28 protein-coding genes and 1 pseudogene are annotated in these 26,726 nt (G+C 70.1%); 9 read left to right on the top strand and 20 right to left on the bottom strand.

All coding sequences use genetic code 11. The features are described 5' to 3' along the window. Positions 1-122: 122 nt before the first annotated feature. Together QSK31_RS32685 and QSK31_RS32680 are read left to right on the top strand one after the other, a co-directional pair. Positions 123-1,598 carry a protein kinase domain-containing protein gene (locus tag QSK31_RS32685; RefSeq protein ID WP_285688425.1) on the top strand — a complete coding sequence of 492 codons (1,476 nt, stop codon included), beginning with the start codon at positions 123-125 and terminating at the stop codon, positions 1,596-1,598. A 284-nt stretch (positions 1,599-1,882) separates the two neighbouring features. Beyond that, on the top strand, positions 1,883-2,197 hold the full coding sequence (locus QSK31_RS32680) for a hypothetical protein (protein ID WP_285688424.1): 315 nt from the start codon (positions 1,883-1,885) through the stop codon (positions 2,195-2,197). A gap of 3 nt (positions 2,198-2,200) precedes the next feature. On the opposite strand, the gene QSK31_RS32675 is transcribed toward QSK31_RS32680, so the two are convergent. After that, a complete protein-coding gene (locus QSK31_RS32675) occupies positions 2,201-2,593 on the bottom strand; it encodes a hypothetical protein (protein ID WP_285688423.1) in 393 nt (130 codons plus the stop codon). A 38-nt stretch (positions 2,594-2,631) separates the two neighbouring features. Continuing rightward, positions 2,632-3,024 (bottom strand): PaaI family thioesterase, encoded by a 393-nt coding sequence (locus QSK31_RS32670; RefSeq protein ID WP_285688422.1) that lies wholly within the window; start codon positions 3,022-3,024, stop codon positions 2,632-2,634. Between the two features lie 87 nt (positions 3,025-3,111). On the opposite strand from QSK31_RS32670, the gene QSK31_RS32665 reads away from it, so the two are divergent. Then, entirely contained in the window at positions 3,112-3,360 is a 249-nt protein-coding gene (locus QSK31_RS32665; protein ID WP_285688421.1) for a hypothetical protein, read from the top strand. A gap of 138 nt (positions 3,361-3,498) precedes the next feature. Here QSK31_RS32665 and QSK31_RS32660 read toward each other — a convergent pair whose 3' ends face one another. The 5 genes from QSK31_RS32660 to QSK31_RS32640 form a co-directional block, all read right to left on the bottom strand. Next, a complete protein-coding gene (locus tag QSK31_RS32660) occupies positions 3,499-3,966 on the bottom strand; it encodes an SHOCT domain-containing protein (RefSeq protein WP_285688420.1) in 468 nt (155 codons plus the stop codon). Positions 3,967-4,119: 153 nt separating this feature from the next. Continuing rightward, positions 4,120-4,332, bottom strand: coding sequence for a hypothetical protein (locus tag QSK31_RS32655; protein ID WP_285688419.1), 213 nt, complete (start codon positions 4,330-4,332; stop codon positions 4,120-4,122). A 45-nt stretch (positions 4,333-4,377) separates the two neighbouring features. After that, the gene (locus QSK31_RS32650; RefSeq protein WP_285688418.1) at positions 4,378-5,757 is read right to left on the bottom strand and encodes an alpha/beta hydrolase family protein; all 1,380 of its coding nucleotides are present in this window, start codon (positions 5,755-5,757) and stop codon (positions 4,378-4,380) included. A gap of 55 nt (positions 5,758-5,812) precedes the next feature. Then, positions 5,813-6,346 carry an RNA 2'-phosphotransferase gene (locus QSK31_RS32645; RefSeq protein WP_285688417.1) on the bottom strand — a complete coding sequence of 178 codons (534 nt, stop codon included), beginning with the start codon at positions 6,344-6,346 and terminating at the stop codon, positions 5,813-5,815. Continuing rightward, entirely contained in the window at positions 6,343-7,077 is a 735-nt protein-coding gene (locus QSK31_RS32640; protein WP_285688453.1) for a class I SAM-dependent methyltransferase, read from the bottom strand. The genes QSK31_RS32645 and QSK31_RS32640 overlap by 4 nt, the downstream gene beginning before the upstream one ends. Before the next feature lie 54 nt (positions 7,078-7,131). Between QSK31_RS32640 and QSK31_RS32635 the strand changes: the two genes are divergently transcribed. Then, positions 7,132-7,527 (top strand): PPOX class F420-dependent oxidoreductase, encoded by a 396-nt coding sequence (locus QSK31_RS32635; protein ID WP_285688416.1) that lies wholly within the window; start codon positions 7,132-7,134, stop codon positions 7,525-7,527. Between the two features lie 59 nt (positions 7,528-7,586). On the opposite strand, the gene QSK31_RS32630 is transcribed toward QSK31_RS32635, so the two are convergent. Together QSK31_RS32630 and QSK31_RS32625 are read right to left on the bottom strand one after the other, a co-directional pair. Further along, positions 7,587-7,796, bottom strand: a complete 210-nt coding sequence (locus tag QSK31_RS32630) for a BldC family transcriptional regulator (protein WP_014687221.1) — start codon at positions 7,794-7,796, stop codon at positions 7,587-7,589. A 272-nt stretch (positions 7,797-8,068) separates the two neighbouring features. Continuing rightward, positions 8,069-8,908: a DUF8083 family protein gene (locus QSK31_RS32625; RefSeq protein ID WP_285688415.1), complete on the bottom strand. Its 840-nt coding sequence runs from the start codon at positions 8,906-8,908 to the stop codon at positions 8,069-8,071. Positions 8,909-9,207: 299 nt separating this feature from the next. On the opposite strand from QSK31_RS32625, the gene QSK31_RS32620 reads away from it, so the two are divergent. Together QSK31_RS32620 and QSK31_RS32615 are read left to right on the top strand one after the other, a co-directional pair. Continuing rightward, positions 9,208-10,287, top strand: a complete 1,080-nt coding sequence (locus QSK31_RS32620; RefSeq protein ID WP_285688414.1) for a Glu/Leu/Phe/Val family dehydrogenase — start codon at positions 9,208-9,210, stop codon at positions 10,285-10,287. Between the two features lie 147 nt (positions 10,288-10,434). Next, positions 10,435-10,653: a DUF3073 domain-containing protein gene (locus tag QSK31_RS32615; RefSeq protein ID WP_285688413.1), complete on the top strand. Its 219-nt coding sequence runs from the start codon at positions 10,435-10,437 to the stop codon at positions 10,651-10,653. A 138-nt stretch (positions 10,654-10,791) separates the two neighbouring features. Here the strand turns inward: QSK31_RS32615 and amcA are convergent, their stop codons facing one another. The 5 genes and pseudogenes from amcA to QSK31_RS32590 form a co-directional block, all read right to left on the bottom strand. Then, on the bottom strand, positions 10,792-11,043 hold the full coding sequence (amcA, locus tag QSK31_RS32610) for a multiple cyclophane-containing RiPP AmcA (RefSeq protein WP_502873041.1): 252 nt from the start codon (positions 11,041-11,043) through the stop codon (positions 10,792-10,794). Continuing rightward, entirely contained in the window at positions 11,012-12,115 is a 1,104-nt protein-coding gene (gene amcB, locus QSK31_RS32605) for a cyclophane-forming radical SAM peptide maturase AmcB (RefSeq protein ID WP_285688451.1), read from the bottom strand. Before amcB ends, amcA begins: the two co-directional genes overlap by 32 nt. A gap of 141 nt (positions 12,116-12,256) precedes the next feature. Beyond that, complete coding sequence (gene purM / locus QSK31_RS32600) at positions 12,257-13,408, bottom strand: phosphoribosylformylglycinamidine cyclo-ligase (RefSeq protein WP_285688412.1); 1,152 nt, start codon at positions 13,406-13,408, stop codon at positions 12,257-12,259. Positions 13,409-13,444: 36 nt separating this feature from the next. Further along, on the bottom strand, positions 13,445-14,995 hold the full coding sequence (purF, locus tag QSK31_RS32595) for an amidophosphoribosyltransferase (RefSeq protein WP_285688411.1): 1,551 nt from the start codon (positions 14,993-14,995) through the stop codon (positions 13,445-13,447). A 216-nt stretch (positions 14,996-15,211) separates the two neighbouring features. Next, positions 15,212-15,532: pseudogene (locus QSK31_RS32590) on the bottom strand (sterol carrier family protein); the annotation flags it as partial. A gap of 181 nt (positions 15,533-15,713) precedes the next feature. Here QSK31_RS32590 and QSK31_RS32585 point away from each other — a divergent pair. Then, positions 15,714-17,624 (top strand): carboxypeptidase-like regulatory domain-containing protein, encoded by a 1,911-nt coding sequence (locus QSK31_RS32585; protein WP_285688410.1) that lies wholly within the window; start codon positions 15,714-15,716, stop codon positions 17,622-17,624. A gap of 355 nt (positions 17,625-17,979) precedes the next feature. Here the strand turns inward: QSK31_RS32585 and purL are convergent, their stop codons facing one another. Genes purL through purS form a run of 3 tightly spaced genes read right to left on the bottom strand, consistent with a single transcriptional unit; the run spans position 17,980 to position 21,874 of the window. Beyond that, on the bottom strand, positions 17,980-20,910 hold the full coding sequence (gene purL, locus QSK31_RS32580; RefSeq protein ID WP_502873040.1) for a phosphoribosylformylglycinamidine synthase subunit PurL: 2,931 nt from the start codon (positions 20,908-20,910) through the stop codon (positions 17,980-17,982). Beyond that, a complete protein-coding gene (gene purQ, locus QSK31_RS32575; protein WP_285688409.1) occupies positions 20,907-21,614 on the bottom strand; it encodes a phosphoribosylformylglycinamidine synthase subunit PurQ in 708 nt (235 codons plus the stop codon). The genes purL and purQ overlap by 4 nt, the downstream gene beginning before the upstream one ends. A 2-nt stretch (positions 21,615-21,616) precedes the next feature. Further along, entirely contained in the window at positions 21,617-21,874 is a 258-nt protein-coding gene (gene purS / locus QSK31_RS32570) for a phosphoribosylformylglycinamidine synthase subunit PurS (RefSeq protein WP_285688408.1), read from the bottom strand. Positions 21,875-22,159: 285 nt separating this feature from the next. Here purS and QSK31_RS32565 point away from each other — a divergent pair, with 285 nt between their 5' ends. Next, positions 22,160-22,846 carry a S1 family peptidase gene (locus tag QSK31_RS32565; RefSeq protein ID WP_285688407.1) on the top strand — a complete coding sequence of 229 codons (687 nt, stop codon included), beginning with the start codon at positions 22,160-22,162 and terminating at the stop codon, positions 22,844-22,846. A gap of 54 nt (positions 22,847-22,900) precedes the next feature. Here QSK31_RS32565 and purB read toward each other — a convergent pair whose 3' ends face one another. The 3 genes from purB to QSK31_RS32550 are packed head-to-tail and all read right to left on the bottom strand — an operon-like array spanning position 22,901 to position 26,096. After that, entirely contained in the window at positions 22,901-24,322 is a 1,422-nt protein-coding gene (purB, locus tag QSK31_RS32560) for an adenylosuccinate lyase (protein WP_285688406.1), read from the bottom strand. Continuing rightward, the gene (locus tag QSK31_RS32555) at positions 24,319-25,575 is read right to left on the bottom strand and encodes an MFS transporter (RefSeq protein WP_285688405.1); all 1,257 of its coding nucleotides are present in this window, start codon (positions 25,573-25,575) and stop codon (positions 24,319-24,321) included. Before QSK31_RS32555 ends, purB begins: the two co-directional genes overlap by 4 nt. After that, entirely contained in the window at positions 25,572-26,096 is a 525-nt protein-coding gene (locus QSK31_RS32550) for an ArsR/SmtB family transcription factor (protein ID WP_285688404.1), read from the bottom strand. The genes QSK31_RS32555 and QSK31_RS32550 overlap by 4 nt, the downstream gene beginning before the upstream one ends. 132 nt (positions 26,097-26,228) lie before the next feature. On the opposite strand from QSK31_RS32550, the gene QSK31_RS32545 reads away from it, so the two are divergent. Next, positions 26,229-26,681, top strand: coding sequence for an SCP2 sterol-binding domain-containing protein (locus QSK31_RS32545; protein ID WP_285688403.1), 453 nt, complete (start codon positions 26,229-26,231; stop codon positions 26,679-26,681). Positions 26,682-26,726: the final 45 nt, after the last annotated feature.

Genomic DNA, 26,726 nt, shown 5'->3' with positions numbered 1-26,726 from the left:
GCAGGCGCAACACCATCCAGATCCCTTGACCCCGATGCTGAACGACTCGTTCAGTTACAAGGCTTCCTGAAGAACTCCTGAAATTTCGGGGCACGGCCGCGACGGGATCGATAATGGTTGCGATGACCAGGGTTGCGAATCGATATCAGTTGCTTGATCAGCTCGGCGTCGGGACCTCGTCGGTGGTGTGGCGGGCCCACGACAAGCTGCTCGGCCGGGCGGTGGCCGTCAAGGTTCTGTCGCCGGACACGGCGAATCGGCCGGAGCTGCTGGATCGGATCCGCGGCGAAGCGCGGGCCACCATGCGGTTGCGTTTCCGGCATGTGGGCGAGGTGTACGACTTCGGCGAGACCGAGGCCGGACTGCCGTTCGTGGTCACGGAGCTGGTCGACGGGCGGTCGCTGGCCGCGCTGCTGGGCGAGGGCGCGCTGCCGTACCGCACGGCGGTGACCGTCGGCGCGCAGGTGGCCGCCGCACTCGCCGCCGCGCATGCCCGCGGGATCGTGCACCGCAAGGTGAAGCCCGGCAACGTGATGGTCGCCGCCGACCGGGTGAAGGTGGTTGACTTCGGAATCTCGGCGGCGGACGGTGACCCGGCCACCGACGTGCGCGACTTCGGCCTGCTGCTGCGACAGATCCTGACCGCACCGGACGGCGCCGCGTTGCCGGCCGGGGTTGCCGACCTGATCGAGCGCTGCCTGTCCGAACAGCCGGGAGCACGGCCCACCGCGGCGGAGGCGTCCGGCACCTTGGCCGCGGCGGCCGGGTTGTTCGCGGCGCTTCCGCAGCAGTTGCCCTCGGCCGGCCCAGCCGGCCCAGCCGCAATCAGCCCAGCCGCAGCCACTCCGGCCTCAACCGGCCCGGCCGCGACCACTGTGGCCGCAATCGCTCTGGCCGCAATCACTCCGTCCGCGGCCGCGGCACACCGGCGGCGACGGTTCATACGTCGGCGCCCGCGCGGCCCCGTGCTGGTCGCCGGCGTGGCCGCGGCGGTCGGCGCCCTGGTCGGCGTGAGTTGGTGCGTGGTCCGCATGGTCCCGCCGCCCGCGGTGACATCCGCGGCGGTGGCGCCACCGGCCGCAGCACCACCCGCGGCAGCGGCGGCGACCTGCACGGTCGCCTATGCGATCCGCGACGCCGTCGACGGCCGGTTCTCCGCCACCGTTCTGATCGCCCTGACCGGGCCGGCCCGGCGCTGGTCCCTCTCGTTCGACCTTCCCGATGGCCAGCGGCTGGTGAAGGGCTGGAGCGAAGGCTGGACCCAGGACGGAAACTCGCTGCGGCTGAGCGGCACGGGTGGCGCTCTGAGCAGCGGCTTCGAGGCGAGCTTCCACGAGGTCACCGCCCTGCCGCGCGTCTTCGATGTCGACGGCACGGTCTGCGCGGCGCAGACGTCCGTGGCCGAACACGCCGCGACCGAACCCGCCGTTGAAGACGCCATCACTGAAGACGCCATCACCGAATACCCGGAACCGGACTCATCGGAGGATCGGATCAAGGGCCCGCCACCGCGTCCGGCTCTGCGTTCCCCGGCCACGCCGCCGCGCGCCGCGCCTCATGAACCCCGCCGCCCTGAGCCCGGACCGAAGAAGTTCTGAGAGTGACCACTTACGCAGAATGAAGGGTGCGCTCGGCCGTTCTGGACGCGCCAGCGGCCAGGCCGAGTGGGCCCGGCCTCGGCGTGAGCGACGGTCAGCACCACCCGCCCCGCTACGACATCCAGCCCTTGATCTTGATCTAAAGCCCACCCTGAGTAACTGAACATTCACTGAGAACGCGCTGAGTTTGCCCTTTTCCGCACCCTGAGCGCAGGCCCGTCGTCCAGGACTCCGGTTACGTATGGCAATCAGAGAGCATGTTGCCATCGCAGGGAGGAGCGACGTTGCTGAAGTTCAAGAACGCCGCCGAGCAGGCCGCCTACACGTTGGCGGAGGCGCTCAGTGAAAAGGGCATGTCCTGCATGCGGCAGGCCGAGGAGGCCGCGGACGCGTTCCAGGCGGGCAAGTCGCAGATGCGGCGGCAGTTCAAGGCGCGCGGGCTGTCCCAGGTCGACGCGGATATTCGCTGGTCCGGCATGACGGCGGCGAAGAAGGCGCTGTCCGACAACGGGTGGTACATGAGCCAGGCCGCCATGTACAACCAGGCGGCGACCGCGCAGTACGCGAAGGCGCTCTACCTCAAGAACGACGACGACTGACGGTTATGCGGCCCGGTGGCGCAGGGTGGCGATGGTCGAGCCGGCTAGCGCCAGCAGGCACTCGGGCAGCTGACCGTCGGAGATGGCCGCGCTGAAGAGGGCCTCGCCGGTGGAGACGTCGCCGTTGACGTAGGCGCTGACGAACCGGGCCACCCAGCGCTTGTCGTAGCGCGCGTCGTCGATGCCGGGGAAGTCGAGCGTCCAGGCGCCGCCGAGCGGAACGTTCTGTCCGACCATGGTCGCGGCCAGGCACCACGCCACGTCGTAGGCGCCGAGAACCCCGGATCGGTCGACGACGGCGTCGAACGTGCCCACCACGGCATCGCTGTCGCCGCTGAGCGCGCAGTGCAACACGTCCGCGGCGTCGTCGAGCGCATGCTGTGGTACTTCGGTCACGCAAAGAACGTACGTCGTTCCGTCAAGACGTGCAGGGTTCAAGCGGCACGAAGGAGGCAGGTCAGCCTCGCTGTGCACACCCGATCACCGGATTCGTCGGTGATGACGATCTCGTACGTGGCCACCGTCCGCCCGCGGTGCAGCGGCGTCGCGGTCCCCGTGACCACCCCGGAACGGACCGCTTTGTGATGAGTCGCACTGATGTCGATGCCCAACGAGACGGGCCGGTCGACGGTCTGCCCGTGCAGCGCGGCACCCACCGACCCGAGCGACTCGGCGAGCACACACGAGGCGCCGCCGTGCAGCAGCGAGAACGGCTGGGTGTTCCCCTCGACCGGCATCGTGGCGACCACCCGTTCGGGCGACGCCTCGAGGAACTCGATGCCCATCCGGTCGCCGAGCAGTCCCGCAGGCCCGATGTACTGATCCACAGCCCGACGTTAGTGGCTGTCCGGTCGCGCCGCTGGCACGGGCACCCTATGGTTCGGTGGACCGTCGCGATCGCTGGAGGAGAACTCATGACTGAGCCGCAGGAGACCGTGGAAACCCGCGGCGACGACCGCGTGGACCTGATCGCCACCGACACGACCGGCGACGGCAAGCCCGACGTCTGGGTCGCGGACACCGACGGCGACGGCAAGCCGGACCTTTTCCAGTTCGACACGAACGGCGACGGCAAGGTCGACATCACGATGGTCGACCTCGACCAGGACGGCACTCCCGACGCGGTGGTCGACGGCGACGGAGGCCTTCCGCCGGCCGTGTGACAAAGACCAAGATCAAGAGATGGATGTCGTGCCTCGGTGGGTGGTGCTGACCGTCGCTCCCGCCGAGGCCGGGCCCACTCAGCCTGGCCGCTGGCGCGTCCAGAACGGCTGAGCGCACCCTTCATTCTGCGTAAGTGGTCACCCTCGTAGAAGCTTCGCCTTCTGCTCGTCGAACTCCTCCCGGGTGAGCAGCTCGAGCTCGACCAGCTTGGCTAGTTTGGTCAGCTCGTCGGCCACGGTCCCGCCGCCGTCGGCCACCGTTTCGCCCCCCTCGGCCACGGTCCCGCCGTCGTCGATCGCGGTCCTGCCGCCGTCGGCCCGGTGCCCGACGACCGCCTGGCGCAGCGCGGCGAACTGCGGCTCCTGCCGCCGGTTGAAGACGATCGCATCCTCGGCGCCGCGTGCCCGTCCTCCGCCGCCGACCGGCCGGATGGCAAGGAACCCGCTGACCAGCGCCCCCGCGGGTCGCAGCTCGACCTCCGCGATGTCACCGACCGGAATCCGCTTCCCCGCCCGCACGGCGGCAAGCGGCGTGAAACCGTGCCGGGTGACCGTGACAACCGCCCCGTCAAAGGTGATCGTCCCGTTCTGGCCGCGAGCTTCCATCTCTCGTTCCTTCCATCGGCGACCATCGTGGTCGGCCCAGCCTAGGCGGGTATCCGCCACAAGGAGGTGGAGCGCGCCGCCCACGACTTGCTGCGACTCCTGGACGAGACAGCCGGCATCATCTCGTCGAAGTGACCCCGCCGGTCCTCTCACTCAGCGGCGTCGCAGTCCTCCCCGGCTGGTGATCACCTTGTAGCCGTCCTCGAATTCGAGGAGAGCGGAGTTCCTGCTCCCACGGACAAGGACCCGGCAGCACTGGCCGGCACGATCGATGCCGTCACCGAACCAGGGAGTCTTGAACCGGGCGCCCGGGAACTCCCAGGTGCGCTCACGCCAGACCCAGAGGTAGGGAAAGTCGTCGGACACCCGTCAATTCAACCTTGCACGGCGTCTCGGCCGAGGACACGTGTGTCAGCAGGCCGGCGCTACGAATTCGGTGCGCTTTCCCACCGTGTAGCGGCAGCCGAAGCGCGGGTCGGCGACCGCGCGCCGGTTCAGGATGGCGTCGCCGCCCGGGCGGTGGCCGGTGCGTACCCAGGACACCAGGTCGTCGAAGCCTTTCTGCAGCTCGGGCTGGGTGAAGTCGCAGTGGCCGACGCCGCGGACGGCGCGGGAGACGAACAGGCCGGAGCGGCGATTGGCCGCCGCACGCTGGGCATAGACCTGTTCCATCGAGAACGGCACGAACAGGTCGCCGATGTCGTGCAGGGACAGCACCGGCACCGGCGGCTTGCCGTTGACGCGGGGAATGCCGCCGAGCCCGGGATCGGCCGCGTCGGTCCGGCGCACCCGCAGCACCTCGGCGTTGAGCCGCCACTCGGCCGGGGTCGGCCAGAGCCGGTCGGTGCTGCGGTAGGTGGTGAACCGGTTGTCGGTGACGTTGCCGTCCGCGATGTTCGAGGTGCCACCGCTGAGTCCGGGATAGAGGCCGAAGAGGAACGGCAGGTCGTTGAGCGGTGCGAGGGAGGGCACGGCGTTCCAGTACGCGAACGAGCCGTCGAAGCCGGGCCGTTCCCCGCCGGTTCGCCGTTCCACCACCGCCGACCAGGTCCGCCCGGCGGCGGTCAAGGTGGGCGGTGTTCCGGTGGCGACGCCGAGGACGGGCAGGATCCGATTCACCTGGCCGCGCCACCGGTCCGGGTAGTCGGCCGGCGGCTGGAGCGGGAAGCCGATGCGGACGCCGGCCAGTGCGGCGGCGGTGACGTTCGCGTCGAGGAAGTAGTCGAACAGCCGGGTGTCGCCGAGCACACCGCAGTAGGGCATCGCGCCGACGAACGCCGTCGGGTGCCTCTCGATCGCCACGGCGGTGATGTGGCCGCCCATCGAGGCGCCGCTCAGGTAGACCTTCTTCGCGCGCCGCCCGGTGACCTGCCGGAACACGTCGATCATCGCGTACGCGTCGCGAACGCCCTGGCCGACGTCGTAGCCGTTGGTGGCGTAGCTCGACGCCGCCCAGGCGAAGCCCCGTGCGATGTAGTGGGCCCGCAGCGCCGGGTTGTCGACGTAGACGACGGTGCCCGCGCCGCGGTAGCCGTGGGCGTAGTCGACCAGTTCCCCGTTCCAGTGCCGGGGGACCTCGATGCGGTAGGCGGCGCCCTGGTGGATGCCGGTGTGCACGGTCGCGCCGGCGAGTGCGGCGAACGGGGTGCCGTCGAGGTCACATCGCGGGTCGGCCACCAGATATCCCGGCTGGGTGGTGCTGGGGGTCGGCGCCGCGCAGGCGGCCGCAGGTGCAGCACCACCGACCAGGGGAACCGCCAGAACCAGGGCCGTGACGAACGCCGTGATCATGATGTTACCTCCCGGTAACATCAAACGTCCCGCCAGAGACGGATGTCAATGGGCGCTAGGTCCTGATGAAGGCGGCGGGGACGAGGCCGGTGAGCCAGACGCCGTTGGCACTGCGGTAGAAGAGGTGGCCGGCCGAGGCCATCGCCGCCGTGTCGACGACCAGGATCGCCACGTCGGTGGAGCGGCGCGCGCCGACCCGGGTGGCCGTCTCCGTGTCGGGTGACAGGTGGACGTGGTCGCGGCTGCGGGGACGCAGGCCCTCGCGCAGGATCGAGTCGAGGTTGGTGCGGGGCGTGCCGTGGTACAGCGTCGCCGGCGGTTCCGCCGGGGCCAGACCGAGGTCGACGTTCACCCGGCGGGAGTGGCCCTGGCTGGCGCGGATCCGGTCGCCCTCGATGGCGAAGCGGGACTTGTCGTTGCCGGCGACCACGGCGTCGAGCTCGGCTCGGGTGACGCCCAGCGCGGCGATCAGGGTGGCGACCGGCACCCAGCCGTTGGCGTCGAGGGTGATGCCCGCCGACTCGGGGCGGTGGCGCAGGATCATGGACATCCGGCGGCTCAGGCGCACCTGGTCGCGGGTCAGAGTCATGGTGTCAACTCCATGACCGCAAGGTAGTAGGGGCGGTCGGCGTCGTCGATCGATTTCAGCTGCCAGCCGGTGCCCTTCAGGAGGGTCTCCAACTCGGCCGGTGAACATTGCAGATAGTCGAACCACTCGGTCGCCAGCAGCCGATAGCGCAGCCGCAGCTGGCCGCCGAGCCGGCCCCTCGAGCGGTTGCGCTCGTGGTAGCTGACGTGCACCGGGTCGGTGGTGCCGTACGGGTCGGTGCCCTGGGCGATGATCCGGGCGCCGGGATTGGCCAGGGACGCCAGCGCCGCCAGGAGCACCGGCGCCCGCTCGGCGCCCCCGAACAGGCCAAGGTTGTTGCCGAGCAGCAGGAACGTGTCGTAGCGGGCGGTCGCCCGGGCGTACTCGTCGATCGTGGTGACCACCGTGTCGCGCAGGCCGCGCCGCCGAGCGATCTCGATCGCGCCGGGCGAGGTGTCCAGGCCGGTGACGGCCTGGCCGCGCCGCTGAAGCTCGAGGGCCGTACGGCCGGCGCCGCAGCCGAGGTCGAGCACGTGGCCGCGGCAGAGGCGTAGGGCGCGGTGATCGTGCGGCTGCCACTCGGCGGGCTCGCCCAGGTAATGGTCGGCCGGCGCGCCGTTGATCAGGCCGTCGTCGCGTTCGATGATCTCGATGACCGGGCGTGGCACGCGTCCACCGGCCAAGGGCCGAGGCCCGATTCCGGTACGAACGGCGTACGCGTCCCGCATCATCTCGCCGATCACGTCGCCCACAGCCGGTTGATCCACCGGGCCTACTCTTCAAGCATGGCGACGCTGCAGCAACTGGGGTCGGAGAAGTACGTCTTCCTGACCACGTTCCGCAAGGACGGCCGGGCGGTGGGCACCCCGATCTGGGTGATGCCGGACGGCGAGCACCTCGCGTTCTGGACGCCGAAGGACACCGGCAAGGTGAAGCGGATCCGCAACAGCGGACGGGTCACCGTGCAGGCCTGCGACATCCGGGGCAACACCCACGGCGACGTGGTCGAGGGGCAGGCCAGTTTCGGCACCAGGGACGACCGCAAGCGGGTCACGGCGTCGCTGAGGCGAAAGTACGGGCTCTTCGGCAAGTTGACGCTGATCGGCAGCCGCATCCGGCGCGGCGCGGAAGGCACCGTGATCATCCTGGTGCGCCGGCCCGATCAGGAGCCGGGAACGTAGAAGGGGCGATCGCCTTCCCCAGCGTTCGCCCCTTGCAACGATCGTCCGCCGACGCGGTGTCAGTCGCCCTGACGCTGCGTGGGAATCTGTCCCTGCAGCAGGGCGCGAACCTCCGACTCCCGGTAACGACGGTGGCCACCCAGCGTACGAATAGCGCTGAGTTTGCCGGCTTTCGCCCACCGGGTGACGGTCTTCGGGTCGACTCGGAACATCGACGCCACCTCGGCCGGCGTGAGTAGCGGCTCTGGGTCGTGCGTACGCGATGCCATCGGTCACTCCTCCACAGGTACCTAAAAGACATCGGCCGGGGTCCCGCCGGCCGGTGCGTCTCTCATGGTCCGGCTAGTCCCCGATGTCCGACATGGCCCGAACGGATGAAGGTCCCTAGATAGACGGATGAAGCTTGTCCGATTTTTACCCATTTTCTACGCCAGATAGTGTGCCGTTTGGACCGATTATCACGCTTCGACAGGGCATGATCACGAAGAGTGTTCGCCTTGGGAGCGTTCCCGAATCGATGATCAGACGGCATTTTGGCTGCTCAATTGCACCGTTCCAGAAGCTGGACGGCCCGCCAGCGGGCGACGATCTTCTCGTACGCCTCGGTGGCCGCGTCGGCGTCGCCCCGGGACAGCGCGGAGAGGCCCGCCGCCACCAGTCCGGGTGAATCGTCCTGGCGCAGGTCATCCTCCGGAAGAAGGCTGGTCAAGCCGCCGTAGTCCAGCTCCACGACCGACCGCGGATGGAACTCCTCGAGCCACTTGGTGCCCTCTTCCACCGCCTCGGTGATCGGGGCGTCGCCCAGCGACTTGCGCAGCACCGAGACGCCCCGGTGCGCGCGCCGCCGAGCCTTGGAGATCTCGGTCCGGTAGCGCAGGGTGCGGCGCCGTCCGTTCAGCACGATCTCCCGCTCGTCCAGGTCGACGAAGACGAACCAGCGCAGCGGCACACCCCAGGTGGCGATCTGCTCGTGCACCCGCGGGACGCCGTGCTCCAGGACCTTGGCCCCGCTGCGCCAGTCGTCCACGATCGCCTTCGCCTGGCCGGCCAGCACCGGCGGCACGAACGCGTCGGCCAGCACCGAGGGCACACCGTCCCGGGCGTTCAGAGCGGCCTCTGCCACCCGCAGGCGCAGGTTCCAGGGGCAGACCAGCAGCGACTCGCCCCACTCCAGCACGTACGCCTCGTCGGGCAGGTCGGGCAACCGGGTCCAGCCCGCGCCGAGCGCCTCGAGCACGGCTGTGCGCTGCTTGACCGGCCCCTCGGCCAGACCAAGCGCGCGGCCCTCGCGTGCGTACCGGCGCCAATAAACCTGCCGGTCGCGGTCGAAGGCGGTCAGCGGCTCGTAAACCCGCAGGTACGACGCGAACAGTGACGGCACGCCGCGATCCTTTCACGCAATCCGGCCCACTGACGAGAGGCGCACGATGGTGTGCCCTGGCGATCACGCGTAGCGAGGCGCGGTCCAGGGGTCGTCCGGCGGCGTCCGCCGAGCGGCCTCATACCGGGGTTGGATGTGGTCGTTCTGCGGCCGACGCCAGACGGCGCCTGGCCCACGACGCAGCCCGCGTGATCGCCAGGGCACACCATCCGGCCATAGAGTCGCTTGGAGGGCCTCATTCACCCCGCAGGCCCACCACTTCGTACCCCACAAGGGTCCGCATCTCCCGAGGAGCTCACATGGGCGTGTTCCACACCGAGGGCACTGACGCCACCGGTCACGAACAGGTCGTCTTCTGTCAGGACCGGCACACCGGCCTGAAGGCGGTCATCGGCATCTACTCCACCGCGCTCGGTCCGGCTCTCGGCGGGACCAGGTTCTATCCGTACGCGACCGAGGAGGACGCGGTCGCCGACGTGCTGCAGCTCTCCCGGGCGATGGCGTACAAGAACGCGATGGCCGGGCTGGACCTCGGCGGCGGCAAGGCGGTCATCTGGGGTGACCCGGCGGAGTTGAAGAGCGAGGCACTGCTCCGGGCGTACGGACGCTTCGTGCAGTCGCTGAACGGCCGCTACTACACCGCCTGCGACGTCGGCACCTACGTGCCGGACATGGACCTCATCGCCCGCGAGACCCGGTACGTCACCGGCCGCAGCGTCGAGCACGGCGGCGCCGGCGACTCGTCGGTGCTCACCGCGTGGGGCGTCTTCCAGGGCATGCGGGCCGCGGCCGAGCACACCTGGGGCAGCCCGACGCTGGCCGGCCGCCGGGTGGGCATCGCCGGGCTGGGCAAGGTCGGCAAGTACCTGGCCGGCCATCTGATCGAGGACGGCGCCGCGGTGGTGGCGACCGATGTGAGCGAGGCGGCGCGGGGCTGGGCGCGGACCTCGTACCCGCAGATCGATCTCGTCGAGGACACCACGGCGCTGATCACCTCGGAGATCGACGTCTACGCGCCCTGTGCTCTGGGCGGCGCGCTGGACGACGACACCGTGCCGCTGCTGCGCGCGAAGGTGGTGACCGGCGGGGCGAACAACCAGCTCGCCCACCCCGGCATCGAGAAGCTGCTGGAGGAGCGCGGCATCCTCTACACGCCGGACTACGTGGTGAACGCGGGCGGTGTGATCCAGGTCGCCGACGAGATCGAGGGCTTCAACTTCGACCGCGCCAAGCTCCGCGCGACCGGGATCTTCCAGACGACTCGCCGCATCCTGGAGCTGGCCCGGGAGGAGGGCGTACCCCCGGCGGTGGCCGCCGATCGGCTCGCCGAGCGACGCATGACGGAGGTCGGCAGGTTGCGCGGTATCTATCTCCGCTGAGACACGCCGCGACGCGCGGTCGTGTCTCACACAACCCGAGGTGCCGAAGGCGGCGTCATCCATGTACCGTAAGACCCACGAGAGATGCCTGACGTCATCGGGGCCCGCCTTCGGGCTGCCCCGAATTCTGTGCGAGGGGGTCGAGCCATGGGGCGCGGCCGTGCTAAGGCCAAGCAGACGAAGGTGGCCCGGGAGTTGAAGTACCACTCCCCGAACACCGACCTCACCGCCTTGCAGCGCGAGTTGGCGGGTGCTGGTCATTCTGATCATCACCTCGACGACGACAACGACGAGGTCGTTGACGACGACGAGGAGCCTGATGATGCGGACGACCAGGATGATCGCTGGTCGCCTTCAAGGCGCTGACGGCTGACCCGTTCGCACTTCCGAGCACGCGGCTCTCCGCGTGCTCGCCCGTGTGACTCGTCAGCCGAGCATCCCGTTTTCTCACCGGCAACAGGAAACCCCACGCGATAGCCTCGCGTGGGGTTCCGGTGCCGCCATTCAGCGTGGGCGGTTGTTCCAGTTGTAGAACGTGGGGATGTTTTCGAAGTGGTTCCAGGCGCACACCGCCGTGCCGCCATCCTGGGCATCTTCGTGCGCGCTTTCCGACCGCTGCTTCCGTGCTGCCTCGGCCTCGGCCAGCAGCGCGGTGAGCCCGCTGCCGGCGTCCCGAACCCGTGCCGTCACGGGATCGTCCGCCACGTGGTCATCCGCCATGCGCTCAGACCCGTGCGCGCTCGTGATCTCGGGCATGGTCCAGGACTCCCTCCAGTAGGCGGATCTTGCTGTTCCGGCAGTGGTCCGTCTCGGTGACGTCGAACCGGCCGTGCTCGAAGTATCGGTTCGCCGCGTGCGCACCACCGCAGAAGCCGAAGTACGGGCATGTCCGGCGGCACCCCTCCACCCCGTCGAGGAACTCGGCGATCCACGGCGTCCCGTCGGCGCCGGCGAGGATCTCCCCCAGCGGCGTGGTCAGCACGTTGCCGCTGGTGAAGTCGCCGTACCGCGGGTCGTGGAAGCCGGCCAGCTCGGGCGAGAGCAACACCACCGAGCCGTCATGGGCGACCGTGGGGATCGGGTCCAGCCGGCGTGGCAGCAGGGCGTCCGCGGTGCCGTCCAGCACGGCCGCCGCGTAGCGCAGCGACCACTCGATCTCGCGCAGGTGGATCCGCGGGTCACGGCGCCAGGCGGCGACCAGCTCCGACCAGAACGCGGTCACGTCGGCGGCCGGGTGCCGGTTGGTGCGCTCGTTCACGCCCTCCAGCTCCTCGACGTTGATGCCGAGCACCTCACAGCCCAGCTCGAGGAAGTAGTCGTACAGCTCGGTGGCCAGGCCCGGCTCGGGGCGGCCGACGACGCACAGCGCGGAGAACGGGATGTCGCGCCGGCGCAGGGTGCGGATGCCACGGGCGATGCGATCGTAGGCGGGACGGTGACCGCGGGTGACCCGGTCGCCGTTACGGTGCTCCGGGCCGTCGACACTGACGCTCACGCGTACGCCATGATCTTGAAAGAAGTCGCACCAGGCGTCGTCGATCAGGGTCGCGTTGGTCTGGATGTGGTGCTCGACGTCCGCGCCGAACGGCGCGAGCAGCGCGGCCAGGTGGTCCCGGCCCGCCGCCAGCGGCTCACCGCCGTGCCACACGATCGAGAAGCGACCGGTACGGGACCACGGCGCGATCGCCTCGGCCACGGCGGCGGCCACCTCCACCGGCATCCGCTTGTCGAGCTTGCGGAACGGCAGGTAGCAGTAGGCACAGTCGAGGTTGCAGAGCGTCGTGGGCTGCATCACGACGTAGCTGGGCGTGGCGGAGATCCCCCGCATCCCGCTCCAAGCCATGACCCCACCCCTGTGCGTCGACTGAGGCCAGGCTAGGTCGCCCAGTCCAGGGTGGGAAGATCGACGCGGTCGACAAATCGACACACGCCGATCATTTCACACATGTTTCGGTTCGGCGGGGCCGGCTCAGCCGCGGGTGTACTGGCCCACCATCTGCACCTGGCCGGTGCCGTCGATGATCTCGCCGACCTGCCAGGCCTCGACGCCGCGGCCGGTCAGGTAGGCCATCGCACGGTCCGCGTCGTCCGACGAGACGATCGCGAACATGCCCACGCCCATGTTGAACGTGGCCTCCATCTCATGGTCCTCGATCCGGCCCTTCGCCTGGATCAGATCGAAGATCGGCTGCGGCCGCCACGAGGCACGGTCCACCACCGCGTCCACGTGTTCGGGCAGGATGCGGACCAGGTTGCCTGGGATGCCGCCGCCCGTGACGTGCGAGAACGCGCGTACGTCGGTCTCCTCGATCAGGCCGAGGCAGTCCTTCGCGTAGATCTTGGTCGGCGTCAGCAGCTCCTCGCCGAGCGTGCGCTGCGAGCCGAAGTCATCGACGATCGAGTCCAGCCGCATCCGACCGGCACCCAGCAGGACGTGGCGGACCAGCGAGTAACCGTTGCTGTGCAGACCGGACGAGCGCATCGCGATCACCGCGTCGCCGATCTCGACCCGCTCGCGGCCGAGGATCTCGCTCTCCTCCACCACACCGACACCGGTGGCCGAGACGTCGTACTCGTCCGGGCGCAGGACACCCGGGTGCTCCGCGGTCTCGCCGCCGAGCAGCGCGCAGCCCGCGTAGCGGCAGCCGTCCGCGATACCGGCGCCGATCTCCGCCACCTTGTCCGGCACGACCTCGCCACAGGCGATGTAGTCGAGCAGGAACAGCGGCTCGGCGCCGCATGCGACCAGGTCGTCCACGACCATCGCGACCAGGTCGATGCCGATCGTGTCGTGGATGTCGAGCTGCTGGGCGATCACCAGCTTGGTGCCCACGCCGTCGGTGGACGAGGCCAGGATCGGGCTCTTGTACTTCGAGGTGTTCAGTCGGAACAAGCCGGCGAAACCACCCAGGTCGCCCATCACCTCGGGCCGGGTGGTCTTCTTCACCTTCGACTTGAGCAGCTCGACCGCGCGGTCACCGGCGTGGATCGACACGCCGGCGTCCGCGTAGGTCACCGTGCGCTTGCGGCCGGTCCGGCCGGAGCCAGCCGTCCATGGCTTGTGCTCCGACCCCTCGGCATCGCTGGATCCGGCACTGCTGCGCTCGGACACGTGCGTCACGGTTCTCCCCTTAGAAGGTGTTGCTGTCTTTGGTGTTTACGGGCGCTGCAGCGCGTCGACGACCGACTCGCGGGGGTCGTACTCCGCCTCAAGCTCGGCCACCGCCGCCTCCTGCTGCTGGTTGACGGCACGCTTGCCGACGCCCTCCAGCACGTGTTTGCCGATCAGGTTGCCCGCGGGCAGTTCGATCGGGTACTCCCCGTCGAAGCAGGCCATGCACAGCCGCGTCTTGGGCTGCTCGGTGGACTGCACCAGACCGTCCAGGGAAACGTATCCCAAGGAGTCGGCGCCGATCGAGCGCCTGATGCCCTCGATCTCCAGGCCGTTGGCGATCAACTCGGCCCGGGTGGCGAAGTCGATGCCGTAGAAACAGGGCCACTTCACCGGCGGAGACGAGATGCGTACGTGCACCTCGAGCGCGCCCGACTCACGGAGCATGCGAACCTGCGCACGCTGCGTGTTGCCGCGGACGATCGAGTCGTCGATCACCACGATCCGCTTGCCCCGGACCACCTCGCGCAGCGGGTTCAACTTCAGCCGGATGCCCAGCTGGCGGATCGTCTGCGAGGGCTGAATGAAGGTGCGGCCGACATACGCGTTCTTCATGAAGCCGGCGCTGTACGGAATGCCGGCCTCCTCGGCGTAACCGATCGCGGCCGGGATGCCCGACTCCGGGACACCGATCACCACGTCGGCCTCGACCGGATGCTCCTTGGCGAGCTGACGGCCCACCTCGACCCGGGCCGAGTACATGTTGCGGCCGGCGATCGTGGTGTCCGGGCGAGCCAGGTAGACGTACTCGAAAAGACAGCCCTTGGGCTCCGGCGCGGCGAACCGGCTGGACCGCAGGCCGTGCTCGTCGATCGCGATGATCTCGCCCGGCTCCACCTCCCGCACGAAACTGGCGCCGACGATGTCCAGGGCCGCGGTCTCACTGGCCACCGCCCAGCCGCGGTACATCCGGCCCAGGACCAGCGGCCGGACCCCCTGCGCGTCGCGAGCGGCGTACAGCGTGCCCTCATCCATGAAGACGAAGCTGAACGCGCCCCGCAGCCGCGGGAGCACCTCCATGGCCGCGGCCTCGACCGAGAGGTCGGGCTTGGCCGCCAGGAGCGCGGTCACCAGAGCGGTGTCCGACGTGTGGCCCGGATCGAGCTCGATGCCGAGGTCGGCGACCTCGCGAGCCAACTCCGAGGTGTTCACCAGGTTGCCGTTGTGAGCCAGCGCGATCGTCGTGCCGGCCGTGGTCGCGCGGATCGTGGGCTGCGCGTTCTCCCAGTTCGAACCGCCGGTCGTGGAGTAGCGCGTGTGCCCGATCGCGAGGTGGCCCTTGAGGCTCGCCAGCGTCGGCTCGTCGAAGACCTGCGACACGAGGCCGAGGTCCTTGTACACAACCACACCCGAGCCATCACTCACAGCAATGCCAGCAGCCTCCTGGCCGCGATGCTGGAGTGCGAAGAGCCCGAAATATGTGAGCTTGGCAACCTCTTCCTCAGGGGCCCACACCCCGAAGACGCCACAGGCATCTTGGGGTCCACGCTCCTGCGGGTCGAGATCGTTGGTCAACCGGCCGTCGCCTCGGGGCACAGACTTTGCTCCCTCGTGCAGATCAGGGCTATTCGACCCCGAGTGTACGCGAGGTGGCGGGAGCGGGCCCTAGTCAGCCGTCGTCCCGGGCCTGTCCACCGGGTCGTCACCTCGGCCGGCAGCCGGGTCGTCACCCCGACCAGCCGCCGGGTCGTCACCTCGGCCGGCCACCGGGTCGTCACCCCGACCAGCCGCCGGGTCGTCACCCCGGCCGGTCACCGGCAGGAATTCGCTGAGGTCGGTGCGGATGCCGCTCGCGTGGACCTTGCCGCTGGCCACGGCATCCGTCCAGGTCAGGCGACCGGTCGCCACGAGCAGCCAGGTCATCGGATCCGTCTCGACCACATTGGGCGGTGTGCCCCGGGTGTGTCTGGGACCAGCGACACACTGAACAGCTCCGAACGGTGGAACGCGGACCTCCACCGATCGGCCCGGAGCCTGCTCCGCCAGAGTCGCGAGCAGGGCGCGGACGGCGTCGCGCAGCACCGTGCGGTCAGGTTGGGCGCCGCGGTCCAGCGCGTCCAGCGCGCTCGACACGGACTCGGATTTATTGTGCGCAGGGGACACGTCGGGACGATACGACTCGTTACTGAGAGAAGTCGCGGCGGCCCTGGGTCGCGCAATGTACCCGCGACAGGGCATAGTGGCCGACGGTGTAAATCGTCGCCGGATCTACCGGACTACAAGGCGGGCCGGAGACCGTGCGACCGGAGAGGCGGTGGACGTGACGACGCACCTACGAGCCCGAGCGGCCCAGGCCGGTGCGTTACTGGCGCTGGTCGGCGGCATTATTGCGGCGACCGCCTCACCCGTGTTGGCGGCTGGTCCAACGCTTGTCATCGACAACGCGGACAATCAGGTCGAGTCCGGCGGCAACGCCACGGTGGAGTTCACGCTCAGCAACACCGACGAGCTTGATGTGCCAGGTCAGAGCGATTTCAGCATCAGCGTCACCGGTGGCGGGATGGCGTGCAAGTCCGGCTGCGGTTCCACCGGAAAACTGAACGCCGGCAAAGAACGCTCCTTCACGGCCACCCTCACCGCGCCCGAGGTCAACGCCGGGGCGACGAAGAACTTCACGGTGAAGGTCAGCGCGACACTCGGCGGCAAGCCGGCCAGCGCGAACGCGACAATCGCCGTGCGTGGCCCGGACAAGCCGAAGAGTGTTCGTCAGGTCTCCGGCAAGGTCCGCGACAACAAGGGCAAGTCGGTCAGCGGCGCCCAGGTCATCATGAAGGACACCGCGGGCAACCAGTACGACACGACCAGCAACGGCAGCGGCGGCTTCGCCTTCAACTCGTCGGACAGCAAGCCGATCGCGGTCGGCACGATCTCCGTCGGCGCGGGCAAGGACGGCTTCGAGTCCGCCGCCGTGAACGTGCAGGGCGCCTCCGGTAAGACGGTCACGGTCACCCTGACGCTGGCCTCGACGGCAGCCGCCACCCCGTCCGCGACCCCCTCGGTCACCGAGGAGGCCAGCACTCCCGCCGACGACGAGGCCACCGACGAGGCGACCGACGGGGCCAGCCAGAACGCCCTCGACGCCGACAAGACGGCAGGCGAGGACGGCAACGGATCGCTGCTCTTCATCATCCTGGGCGGCCTGCTGGTCGCGGCCGGCATCGGCGCGATCGTGCTGGTCCTGATGCGCCGCAAGAACAACGGCGGCGGTGACGACAAGGACGGCGTGCCCGGCGGCGGCGTTCCCGGTCCCTCGGGCCGGGGCGGCGGCTTCGGCGACGCCACCCGCGTCGCGGCGCCGGTCGGTGCCCGCGGCAACGACGCGACCATGGTGGCCGGTGCCGGTGGCATGGCGGACGCCCCGACGGTGCTGCAGCGCGCGGTGCCGCCGGAGGACGAGTTCCCCGACCCGTACGGTGTGCCGGCCCAGCAGCCCGGGTACGGCGGCGCCGGCCAGTACGGCTCGCCCGCGCAGACCTACGGCGCGGCGGCGGCTCCGGCCCCGGCCGGGTACGCGGCACCGGCCCAGGCCGGGTACGAGGACGAGTACTACGACGACGGCCAGCAGGCCGCCGGCGGGTACTACGGCGGTGCCCAGCCGCCCCAGCAGCCGGCCGCGCCGCAGCAGCGCTACGACGAGCCGACCGGCATGTACCGGCCCGAGGACTATGCGGAAGCCGGCTACCAGCAGGGCGGCGCGTACGGGAACGGCGCGGCGGCCCAGCCGCAGCAGCAGTACGAGGCGTGGGACGACGGCGGAGCTCAGGCCAACTACGGCGCGGGCAATGGCGGGTACGAAGCCGCCCCCGCGAACGGCTACGACAACGGGTACGACCAGCGCGGCGCCGGGTACGAGGACGCCGCCGGGTACGAGAACGGCTACGACCAGCGCGGCGCTGCCTACGGTGGCGGCGGCTACCCGGCGCAGCAGGGCTACGACGCCGGCGCCGGCGGTTACGACCAGGGCGGCGGCTACGAGGCCGGCGGCTACGACCAGCGCGGCGGTGCTGCTCCTGCGGGTGGCGGCGGTTACGAGCAGGGCGGCTACTACGGCGGCGAGCAGCAGCAGCAGGCCGGTCGTCGCGGCGGAGCGCCGCGACAAGGGCCCCCGCCGTCGGAGGAGCCCGCCCGGCCAGGGCAGCGTCGGCTCCCCTGGATGGACGACTGATCGAGCAGGGCAGCTTCTGAACAGCAAGGCTTGACCAAAGGCCGGATCCCGCGAGGGGTCCGGCCTTTGGTTTGTTGCGCCGGCACGGTCACGAGTCGGCCAGACGCCGTCGGTCGCCCGCGGACAGCGCCCGGATCTACCACTTGCCCGGGTGCGGCGCTGGCTGCGACGCCCCCGGGCGGCGGCAGAGGTCGCAGAAATGGCCACACCGCCCAAGTCGGGGCAGCGCTGGTCGCAGAATGGCCGCGCCGCCCAAGTCGGGGCAGCGCTGGCCGCAGAATGGCCGCGCCGCCCAAGTCGGGGCAGCGCTGGCCGCGGAAAAGGGCCGCGCCGCCCGGTGGGGCGGCGCGGTCGGTTACTTCTGTTCCGTGGTTCGGCGTTGGTCGAGATCCGCCGTGGGGAAATTGTCCGGCGGGGCCGTCGGCCTGCCGGGCTCGGGCGGAGTCTGGTCAGTGTGGACCTGGGCCACACCGGTGGCGACCTTTTCGGCCGCGACCGGATCGGGCTTCGCGGTGCCGTTCGGCTCCGTTACTGCCGGAGTCGCTGACTCAGACCCGTTGCCCGCGCCCACCGACGCCTCGGCCGCCGAAGGCGTTGAAGCATCCTCCGCACCCGTCCCGTCTGTCGAGGACCCGGCAACCGGAGAGCCCGCGGCCGACGGCTCGGTCGCCGCAGGCTCGGTCGCCGCAGGAGCAGCGGCTACGGGCTCGGTCGTCGCAGACGCACCAGCTGCCGACCCGGTCGTCACGGACCCACCAGCTGCCGACCCGGTCGACACGGACCCAGCGGTCACGGGCTCGGCGATCGCGGGCTCGGCGATCGCGGGCTCGGCGATCGCGGGCTCGGCGATCGCGGACTGGGCAGTCGCGGGCTCGGCAGCGCCGTCCAGGTCGGGGTTGGCCGCGTGCTCCGGGTCGCCGTGGCGGTTGGCCAGCTCGGCGACCCCTCCGAAGAGCCTCGGGAGGGTCGCGGTGTGCGCGGCGCGGAGTTCGTCGAGAGGGATGGTGAACTCGTTGACGAACTCCAGGACCGGGTCCGCCGAGGTGGCGCCGATCGGCGTGGCGGGGACGCCCAGGTCGCGGGCCGCCGCCTCGAACGCCTTGTCGTGGCCCCGGGGCACGGCGACCAGGACGCGGCCGGCCGACTCGCTGAACAACCAGACGAACGACGGGTGCCCCTCGGGCAGGGCGACCCGGGCGCCGATGTTGCGGCGCAGGGCGCTCTCCGCCAGGACCTGAGCCAGGCCACCGTCGGACAGGTCATGGGCGGCGCTGACGTGACCGGCCCGGGAGGCCTGCGCCAGCAGCTTGCCGAGTGCCTGCTCGTGGGCCAGGTCGACCTGCGGCGGCCGGCCACCCAGGTGGGCGTGCTCGACCCACGCCCACTCGGAGCCGCTCAGCTCGCAGCGGGTCTCCCCGAGCAGGTAGAGCAGGTCACCCTCGGCGGTGGGCGGGGGCGGGAAACCCATCGGCGTACGGCGGGCGACATCGTCGAGGATGCCTAGCACGCCGACCACCGGGGTGGGGTGGATGGCGGCCGCGCCGGTCTGGTTGTAGAAGCTGACGTTGCCGCCGGTCATCGGGATGCCGAGCTGCAGGCAGCCGTCGGCCAGGCCGCGGACCGCCTCGGCGAACTGCCACATGACGGCCGGGTCCTCGGGGGAGCCGAAGTTGAGGCAGTTGGTGACGGCGGCCGGCTCGGCGCCGGTGACCACGACGTTGCGGTACGCCTCGGCCAGCGCGAGCTTGGCACCCTCGTACGGATCAAGCCTGGCGTAGCGCCCGTTGCCGTCCACCGACAGGGCGACGCCGAGGCCGGTCCGCTCGTCGATGCGCAGCACGCCGGAGTCCTCCGGCTGGGCCAGCACCGTGTTGCCGAGAACGTAGCGGTCGTACTGCTCGGTGACCCATGTCTTGTCGCAGAGGTTGGGTGACGCGACCATCCGCAGGACGGCGGCCCGCAGCTCGTCCGGCGTGGCCGGCCGGGGCAGCGTCTCGGCGCGGTCGGCCTGGAGCAGGATCAGGTCGGCGGGCTCGCGGATCGGCCGGGCGTAGACCGGGCCGTCGTCGGCGAGCGAGCCGGGCGGGACGTCCACGACGACGTGGTCGTTCCAGCTGATCACCAGGCGGCCGGGAACGCCGTCGGTCTCGCTGGGGGTGACCTCGCCGATGGCGGTGGCCCAGACGCCCCATTTCTCGGCGACGGCGAGCACCGGCTCGAGCTTGTCCGGCGCGACGATCAGGAGCATGCGCTCCTGGGACTCGCTGGCCAGGATCTCGGTGGGCGACATGGACGCCTCGCGCAGCGGCACGCGTTCGAGCCAGACCCGCATGCCGGTGCCGGCCGCCGCGGCGGTCTCGGTGAGCGCACAGGTCAGGCCGGCGCCGCCGAGGTCCTGGATGCCGACGATCAGGCCGGCGTCGTACAGCTCCAGGCAGGACTCGATGAGCAGCTTCTCCATGAACGGGTCGCCCACCTGCACCGACGGGCGGCGCGCCTCGGCGCCCTCGTCGAAGGTGGCCGACGCCAGCACGGAGACGCCGCCGATTCCGTCGCGGCCGGTGCGGGCGCCGAGCAGCACGACGACGTTGCCGACGCCGGCCGCCTCCTTGTGCTGGAGGCGCTCGACCGGGAGCACGCCGATGCTCAGCGCGTTGACCAGCGGGTTGCCCTGGTAGGTCGGGTCGAAGACGATCTCGCCGCCGATGTTGGGCAGGCCCAGGCAGTTGCCGTAACCGCCGATGCCACCGACCACGCCGGGCAGCACCCGGGCCGTGTCGGGGTGGTCGGCGGCGCCGAAGCGCAGCGGGTCCATGACCGCGACCGGGCGGGCGCCCATCGCCAGGATGTCCCGGACGATGCCGCCGACGCCGGTGGCCGCGCCCTGGTAGGGCTCGACGAAGCTGGGGTGGTTGTGCGACTCGACCTTGAACGCGACCGCGTGCTCGTCGGAGATCTGCACGACGCCCGCGTTCTCCCCGATGCCGGCCAGCATCCGGGTGTTCTTCGGCGTCTTCTCACCGAACTGGCGCAGGTGCACCTTGCTCGACTTGTAGGAGCAGTGCTCGCTCCACATGATCGAGTACATGGCCAGCTCGGAGGCTGTGGGACGGCGGCCGAGGATCTGCCGGATCCGGTCGTACTCGTCGTCCTTGAGACCGAGGTCGGCGTGCGGCTGCAGCTCCTCGGGGGTGTCGCGCGCACGCTCGACGGTGTCGGGACCGTCGCCGAACTCGTTGATCAGGACGTCGGTGGCGGCGAACCCGGAATGTTGCTGCGTCGTCATCGGCTCTGTCCCCCTGCGAGCTGACCGCCGGCGGGCGCCCCGGCCAGGGCCCGCAGGACGGAGGTGAAGAAGCCGAGGCCGTCCAGGGACGGACCGGTCAGCGCCTCCACGGCGTGTTCCGGGTGCGGCATGATGCCGACGACGTTGCCGGCCTCGTTGGTGATGGCGGCGATGTCGCGCTGCGAGCCGTTCGGGTTGCCGTGGGTGTAGCGGGCCACCACGCGCCCCTCGCCCTCGAGCTCGTCGAGGGTGCGCTCGTCGGCCACGAAGCAGCCCTCACCGTTCTTCACCGGGATCAGGATCTCCTGCCCGGCGGTGAAGGCGTTGGTCCAGGCGGTCGAGGTGGACTCGACGCGCAGGAACTGGTCGCGGTTGCGGAAGTGCAGGTGCTGGTTGCGGGTCAGCGCGCCGGGAAGCAGGTGCGCCTCGCAGAGGATCTGGAAGCCGTTGCAGATGCCCAGGACGGGCAGGCCGCCGCGGGCGGCGTCGGCGAGCGACTCCATGACCGGGGCGAATCGGGCGATCGCGCCGCAGCGCAGCGCGTCACCGTACGAGAAGCCGCCGGGCAGGACGACCGCGTCGACGCCGTGCAGATCCGCGTCGCCGTGCCAGAGCCGGACCACCTCGGCGCCGGCGATGCGCGCCGCGCGGGCCGCATCCCCGTCGTCGAGTGAACCGGGGAAGGTGACCACACCGATGCGCATGATTACGCGACCTCGGCGGCGGGTTGCTCGACGACCGTAATGTGGAAGTCCTCGATGACCGGGTTGGCGAGCAGCTTGTCGGCGATCTCACGGGCGGTCTCGAGATCCGGTTCGCCGGCGAACTCGATTTCGATGCGACGGCCGATGCGGACCGAGGACACGGAGGTGACGCCGAGCCGCGGCAGCGCGTTCGCGACCGCCTGGCCCTGCGGATCCAAGATCTCCGGCTTGAGCATGACGTCGACGACGACGCGAGCCACGGGCACTCCTGACTGTGTAGGTGCGCAGTTGGGTGCCCCTTCTATCAGGGGCGAGCAGCCGAAAGCCTACCCTGCCGACCTCGCCGCCGGTCTGTCGGCAGGTGTCGCCCAGCCGACCCGGAACGCTCTGAGCTGGGCTAGAGCCGAACAGGGCGGCCGGAGTGTGATGATCGCCAAACCAGGGCCATCACATGGAAGTAGGGGGGATTTGGGTTCTAGGCAGGCGTCGTTACCCATAAGTACGTTCCGGGGACCACCCCATCCCCCTACAAAGGAGCCCCCGGAATGCGCCGCCGCATCCTCGTCGCTTCGCTGGCCGCAGCGCTCACCAGCGCTTTCGCCGTCCCCTCCGCCGCCACCGCGGCCGTCGACCCGGTCACGCCCAACATCATCGGAGGCGGCACCGTCTCCTCCGCGCCCTGGGCCGCCGCTGTGTTCAGCAACGGCAGCTTCACCTGCTCCGGAACGATCATCTCGGCCAACTACGTGCTCACCGCTCGCCACTGCATCAACGGCACGATGTCGGTACGCGTCGGCAGCGTGAACCGCGGCTCGGGCGGGGTGACCCGCACGGTCGCCTCCACCTCCACCCGGTACGACCTGGCCCTGATGCGGCTGAGCAGCTCGGTCTCCACCTCTTACATGCCGCTGAGCAGCTCGTACCCGCCGGTGGGTTCGACGAACTCCATCTACGGCTGGGGCATGACCTGTTACTCCGGCTGTGACGCCTCCGCCGTGCTGAAGACGGCGACGGTGCAGGTGACCAGCACCAACCAGACCGACGCCTACGGCGGCCGGGCGATCGGCAGCACCCGGATCAACGGCAACGCCTGGCGTGGCGACTCCGGTGGCCCGCAGACCTACAACGGCGCGCAGGTCGGTGTCGCGTCCACCGCGAACGGCACCACCGCCCAGTACTACGGCAGCGTCGCGTACAACCGGGCCTGGATCACTCAGATCGCGGGCGTCTGAAAGCTCCGCCGGGGCAGGGTGTGACCCACGATCCGCCCCGCCCCGGCGGCATCATCACAGAATCGGCGCCGGGGAGTAGGCGGCCGCGCCGGGGTGGTCCGCGACGATCGCGGCGACCCGCGAGGCGATCGCGTGGATCTGCGAGGACGCCGCCCCGATGAAGGCGGCACGGTCCGCCACCAGCGCGTCGATCTCGTCCCGGGACAGCTCCAGCCGCTCGTCAGCCGCCAGCCGGTCGAACAGATCGTTGTCGGCCGCGCCCTTCTCCCGCATGCCCAGCGCCACCGCGACCGCGTGCTCCTTGATCACCTCGTGCGCCGTCTCCCGTCCGACGCCCTTGCGCACCGCGCCCACCAGGATCTTGGTGGTGGCCAGGAACGGCAGGAACCGGTCCAGCTCGCGGGCGATCACCGCCGGGTACGCCCCGAACTCGTCCAGCACGGTCAGGAATGTCTGGAACAGCCCGTCGGTGGCGAAGAACGCGTCGGGCAGCGCCACCCGGCGGACCACCGAGCAGGAGACGTCGCCCTCGTTCCACTGGTCACCGGCCAGCTCGCCGATCATCGACAGGTAACCGCGGACGATCACGGCCAGCCCGTTGACCCGCTCCGACGACCGCGTGTTCATCTTGTGCGGCATCGCCGACGAGCCCACCTGGCCCGGCTTGAAGCCCTCGGTGACCAGTTCCTGCCCGACCATCAGCCGGATCGTGGTGGCCAGCGAGGACGGCCCGGCGACCACCTGGGCCAGCGCGGACACCACGTCGAAGTCGAGCGAGCGCGGGTAGACCTGGCCGACCGAGCTGAGCACCCGTTCGAAGCCCAGGTGCTGCGCGACGCTGGCCTCCAGCGAGGCGAGCGCGGCCGGGTCGCCGTCGAGCAGGTCGAGCTGGTCGGCGGCGGTGCCCACCGGACCCTTCAGGCCGCGGAGGGGATAACGGCCGATCAGATCATCAATTCTCTCGTACGCGATGAGCAGCTCTTCCGCCGCCGAGGCGAAACGTTTCCCGAGCGTGGTGGCCTGCGCCGCGACGTTGTGCGACCGGCCGGTCAGCACCAGGTCACCGTGTTCGACGGCCAGCGCGGAGAGCCGGGCCAGCGTGGCGACCACCCGTTCGCGGATCAGCTCGAGCGATGCCCGGATCTGCAGCTGCTCGACGTTCTCGGTCAGGTCGCGGGAGGTCATCCCCTTGTGGACCTGCTCGAAGCCGGCGAGCGCGCTGAACTCCTCGATGCGCGCCTTCACGTCGTGCCGGGTGACCCGCTCCCGCTCGGCGATGCTCGCCAGGTCGACGTGATCGAGCACCGCCTCGTACGCGTCGATCGCACCGTCGGGCACCTCGACGCCGAGCTCGCCCTGCGCGCGCAGAACGGCCAGCCAGAGCCGGCGTTCCATCCGCACCTTCTCCTCCGGCGACCAGAGGGCGACGAGATCGGCGGACGCGTACCGGGCAGCCAGGACATTGGGGATGGTCACGCGGCGGATTCTTTCACGACGGGCGCCTCGGGCTCGGGCAGCGCGTGTTCCAGGTGACGCACATCGCGGCTGCACAGCATGCCGACCACGGCCAGCACGATCAGCGCGGACAGCCCGACCAGGGTCGCCTCCAGCCCGAACGCCTCGGCGAGCGGACCGACCGCCACCTGCCCCAGCGGCACCGCGAGCATCGACCCGACCATGTCGTACGAATAGACCCGGGCCAGCTTGTCGCTCGGCACGTGCTCCTGCACCGTGGTCTCCCACGCGATCGCGAACTGCTCGATCGTGACACCGGCGAGGAACCCGGCGAAGACCATCAGGACGAAATGCGGGCGTACGCCGAGCACGAAGAGCGGCACCGCCTCGAAGGCCGTCGCGACCACGCCGAGAAGGAGCAACCGCCGTACCCGCAGGCGCAGGAAGATCAGGGCACCGATGATCATCCCGGCGGTCTCGGCGGCGAGCACGAAGCCCCAGAGCTCGCGCCCGATGCTGTCGTCGGCGACCACCGGTCCGAGCACGGCGAACCCGCCGACCATCGCGGCGTTGACCACGCAGAAGCCGATCACCACCGCCCACAGCCAGGTCCGCGATCGGAACTCGGTCCAGCCGGTCCGCAGGTCGTGCACGATGCTCTGCTTCTCGGTCGATGCCACCGGTTCCTTGCGGGGCAGCCTGATCAGGCTGAAGAACACCCCGGCGAGCAGGAAGGTGGTGGCGTCGACCGCGATGCCCCAGCCCGGGCCGATCGAGCCGGCCAGGATGCCGCCGACCGGGGCGCCCAGGATGGTGGCGGCGTTCAGGGAGAGCCGGCCCAGCGCGTTGCCCTGCTGCCGCATCTCGGCCGGGATCAGCTGCGGGACGATCGCCGAGGAGGCCGGGAAGGCCACCGCGCCGACCATGCCGTTGAACGCGCCGATCACGATCAGCATCGGAATGGTGGCCGTGTCGGTCAGCACCGCCGCCGCCACCACCGCCTGGCTGGCGAAGGCGGCCAGGGAGGCGCCGACCATCAGGGCGTGCTTGGGCATCCGGTCGGCCAGCACTCCACCGAAGAGCAGGAAGATGACGTTGACCAGGGTCCGCGCGCCGACGACCAGGCCGAGGTCGCGGGGCGAGTCGCTGATGTCGAGCACGGCGAAGGCCAGGGCGATGGGCGCGATGCTGTTGCCGAACGCGCTGGTCGCCCGGCCGGCCAGCCAGGCACGGTAGGAGGGCAGTCGCAGCGGGGCCAGCGCGTCCCGGTTCATGACTCGTCCTCCATCTGGAACATCGCCACGGTGGTGGAGGCGCGGACGGTGCCGGCGGTCCGGGGCGGCTTTGCCGCGAGATGCAGCTCGATCATCAGCTCGGCGACCGCCTCCTTGATCCGCTTCCAGTCGGCCGGGTCGACCCAGAACTCGGCGTCGGCCATCACCTTGGGACCGTCCCACTGGGCCGCCGCGGTCCGCCGGATCAGCTCGTTGGCGGCGGCGGTGAAGAGCATATGGTTGCCCTCCCGCGTCTTCGGCAGGCCGCGGTCCTCGCTGGGGAGGTAGCGGTAGCGCTTGGCCACGCCGCCACGGATCTTCTCCTCGCCGGCGAGGGCGATCATGCCGCCGGCGTGCAGGTTGCGGAGGTGGTAGCTGGCGTTGGCGTGGGTGAGGCCGAGCTCGCGGGCGACCTCGGCGGCGGTCAGCGACGCTCCGGTCAGCAGGGACATGATCCGCAGGCGTACGGGATGGGCCATCGCGCGGAGCGCGGCCTTGTCGTCCTCTTCTCCCAAAGACATGTTGGGGAGTATGGCACGACCGGAGCCCGACTGTCCAACACTTGTTGGGGGGTGGCAAACTGCGCGGAACTGATGCGTTATCGCTAGAGTTACCGGTGAGTAGGTCTGGCGTTCATTCCGAAAGGTCCGACAATGACTGATTTCAGCCCCGAGTCCCTCGCCGCACTCGGCCCGAAGGAGTTCGCTCAGCTGGTCAAGGCGACCCCGGACGCGCAGATTGCGGATGCCATGGCTGGCGACAGCCGCGGAAAGATCCTCGACGAGATCTTCAACCGCATGCCCACCCTGTTCCGCGCCGACCGGGCCGGCAGCACCCAGGCCGTGATCCACTGGATCATCACGGGCGGCGCCGGCGGCAGCAGCGACACCTACGAGACAGTGATCGAGAACGGCGCCTGCACGGTGACCAACCAGCCGGCCCGCGAGCCCAAGCTGGCGATGACCATGGACCCGGTCACCTTCCTCAAGGTCGTCTCCGGCGACGGCAACCCGATGATGATGTTCATGACCGGCAAGATCAAGGCCAAGGGCGACCTCGGCCTGGCCGCCCAGGTGGCCAAGCTCTTCGACATCCCCAAGGCCTGAGAAGTCCCAGCTCAGCGGCGCCCGGAGCACTCTCCGGGCGCCGCC

The sequence above is a fragment of the Actinoplanes sp. NBRC 103695 genome, from assembly GCF_030269485.1.
GTDB lineage: Bacteria > Actinomycetota > Actinomycetes > Mycobacteriales > Micromonosporaceae > Actinoplanes.
Note: the sequence above shows the minus strand (reverse complement) of the source record. Positions and strands in the feature narration are given on the sequence as shown.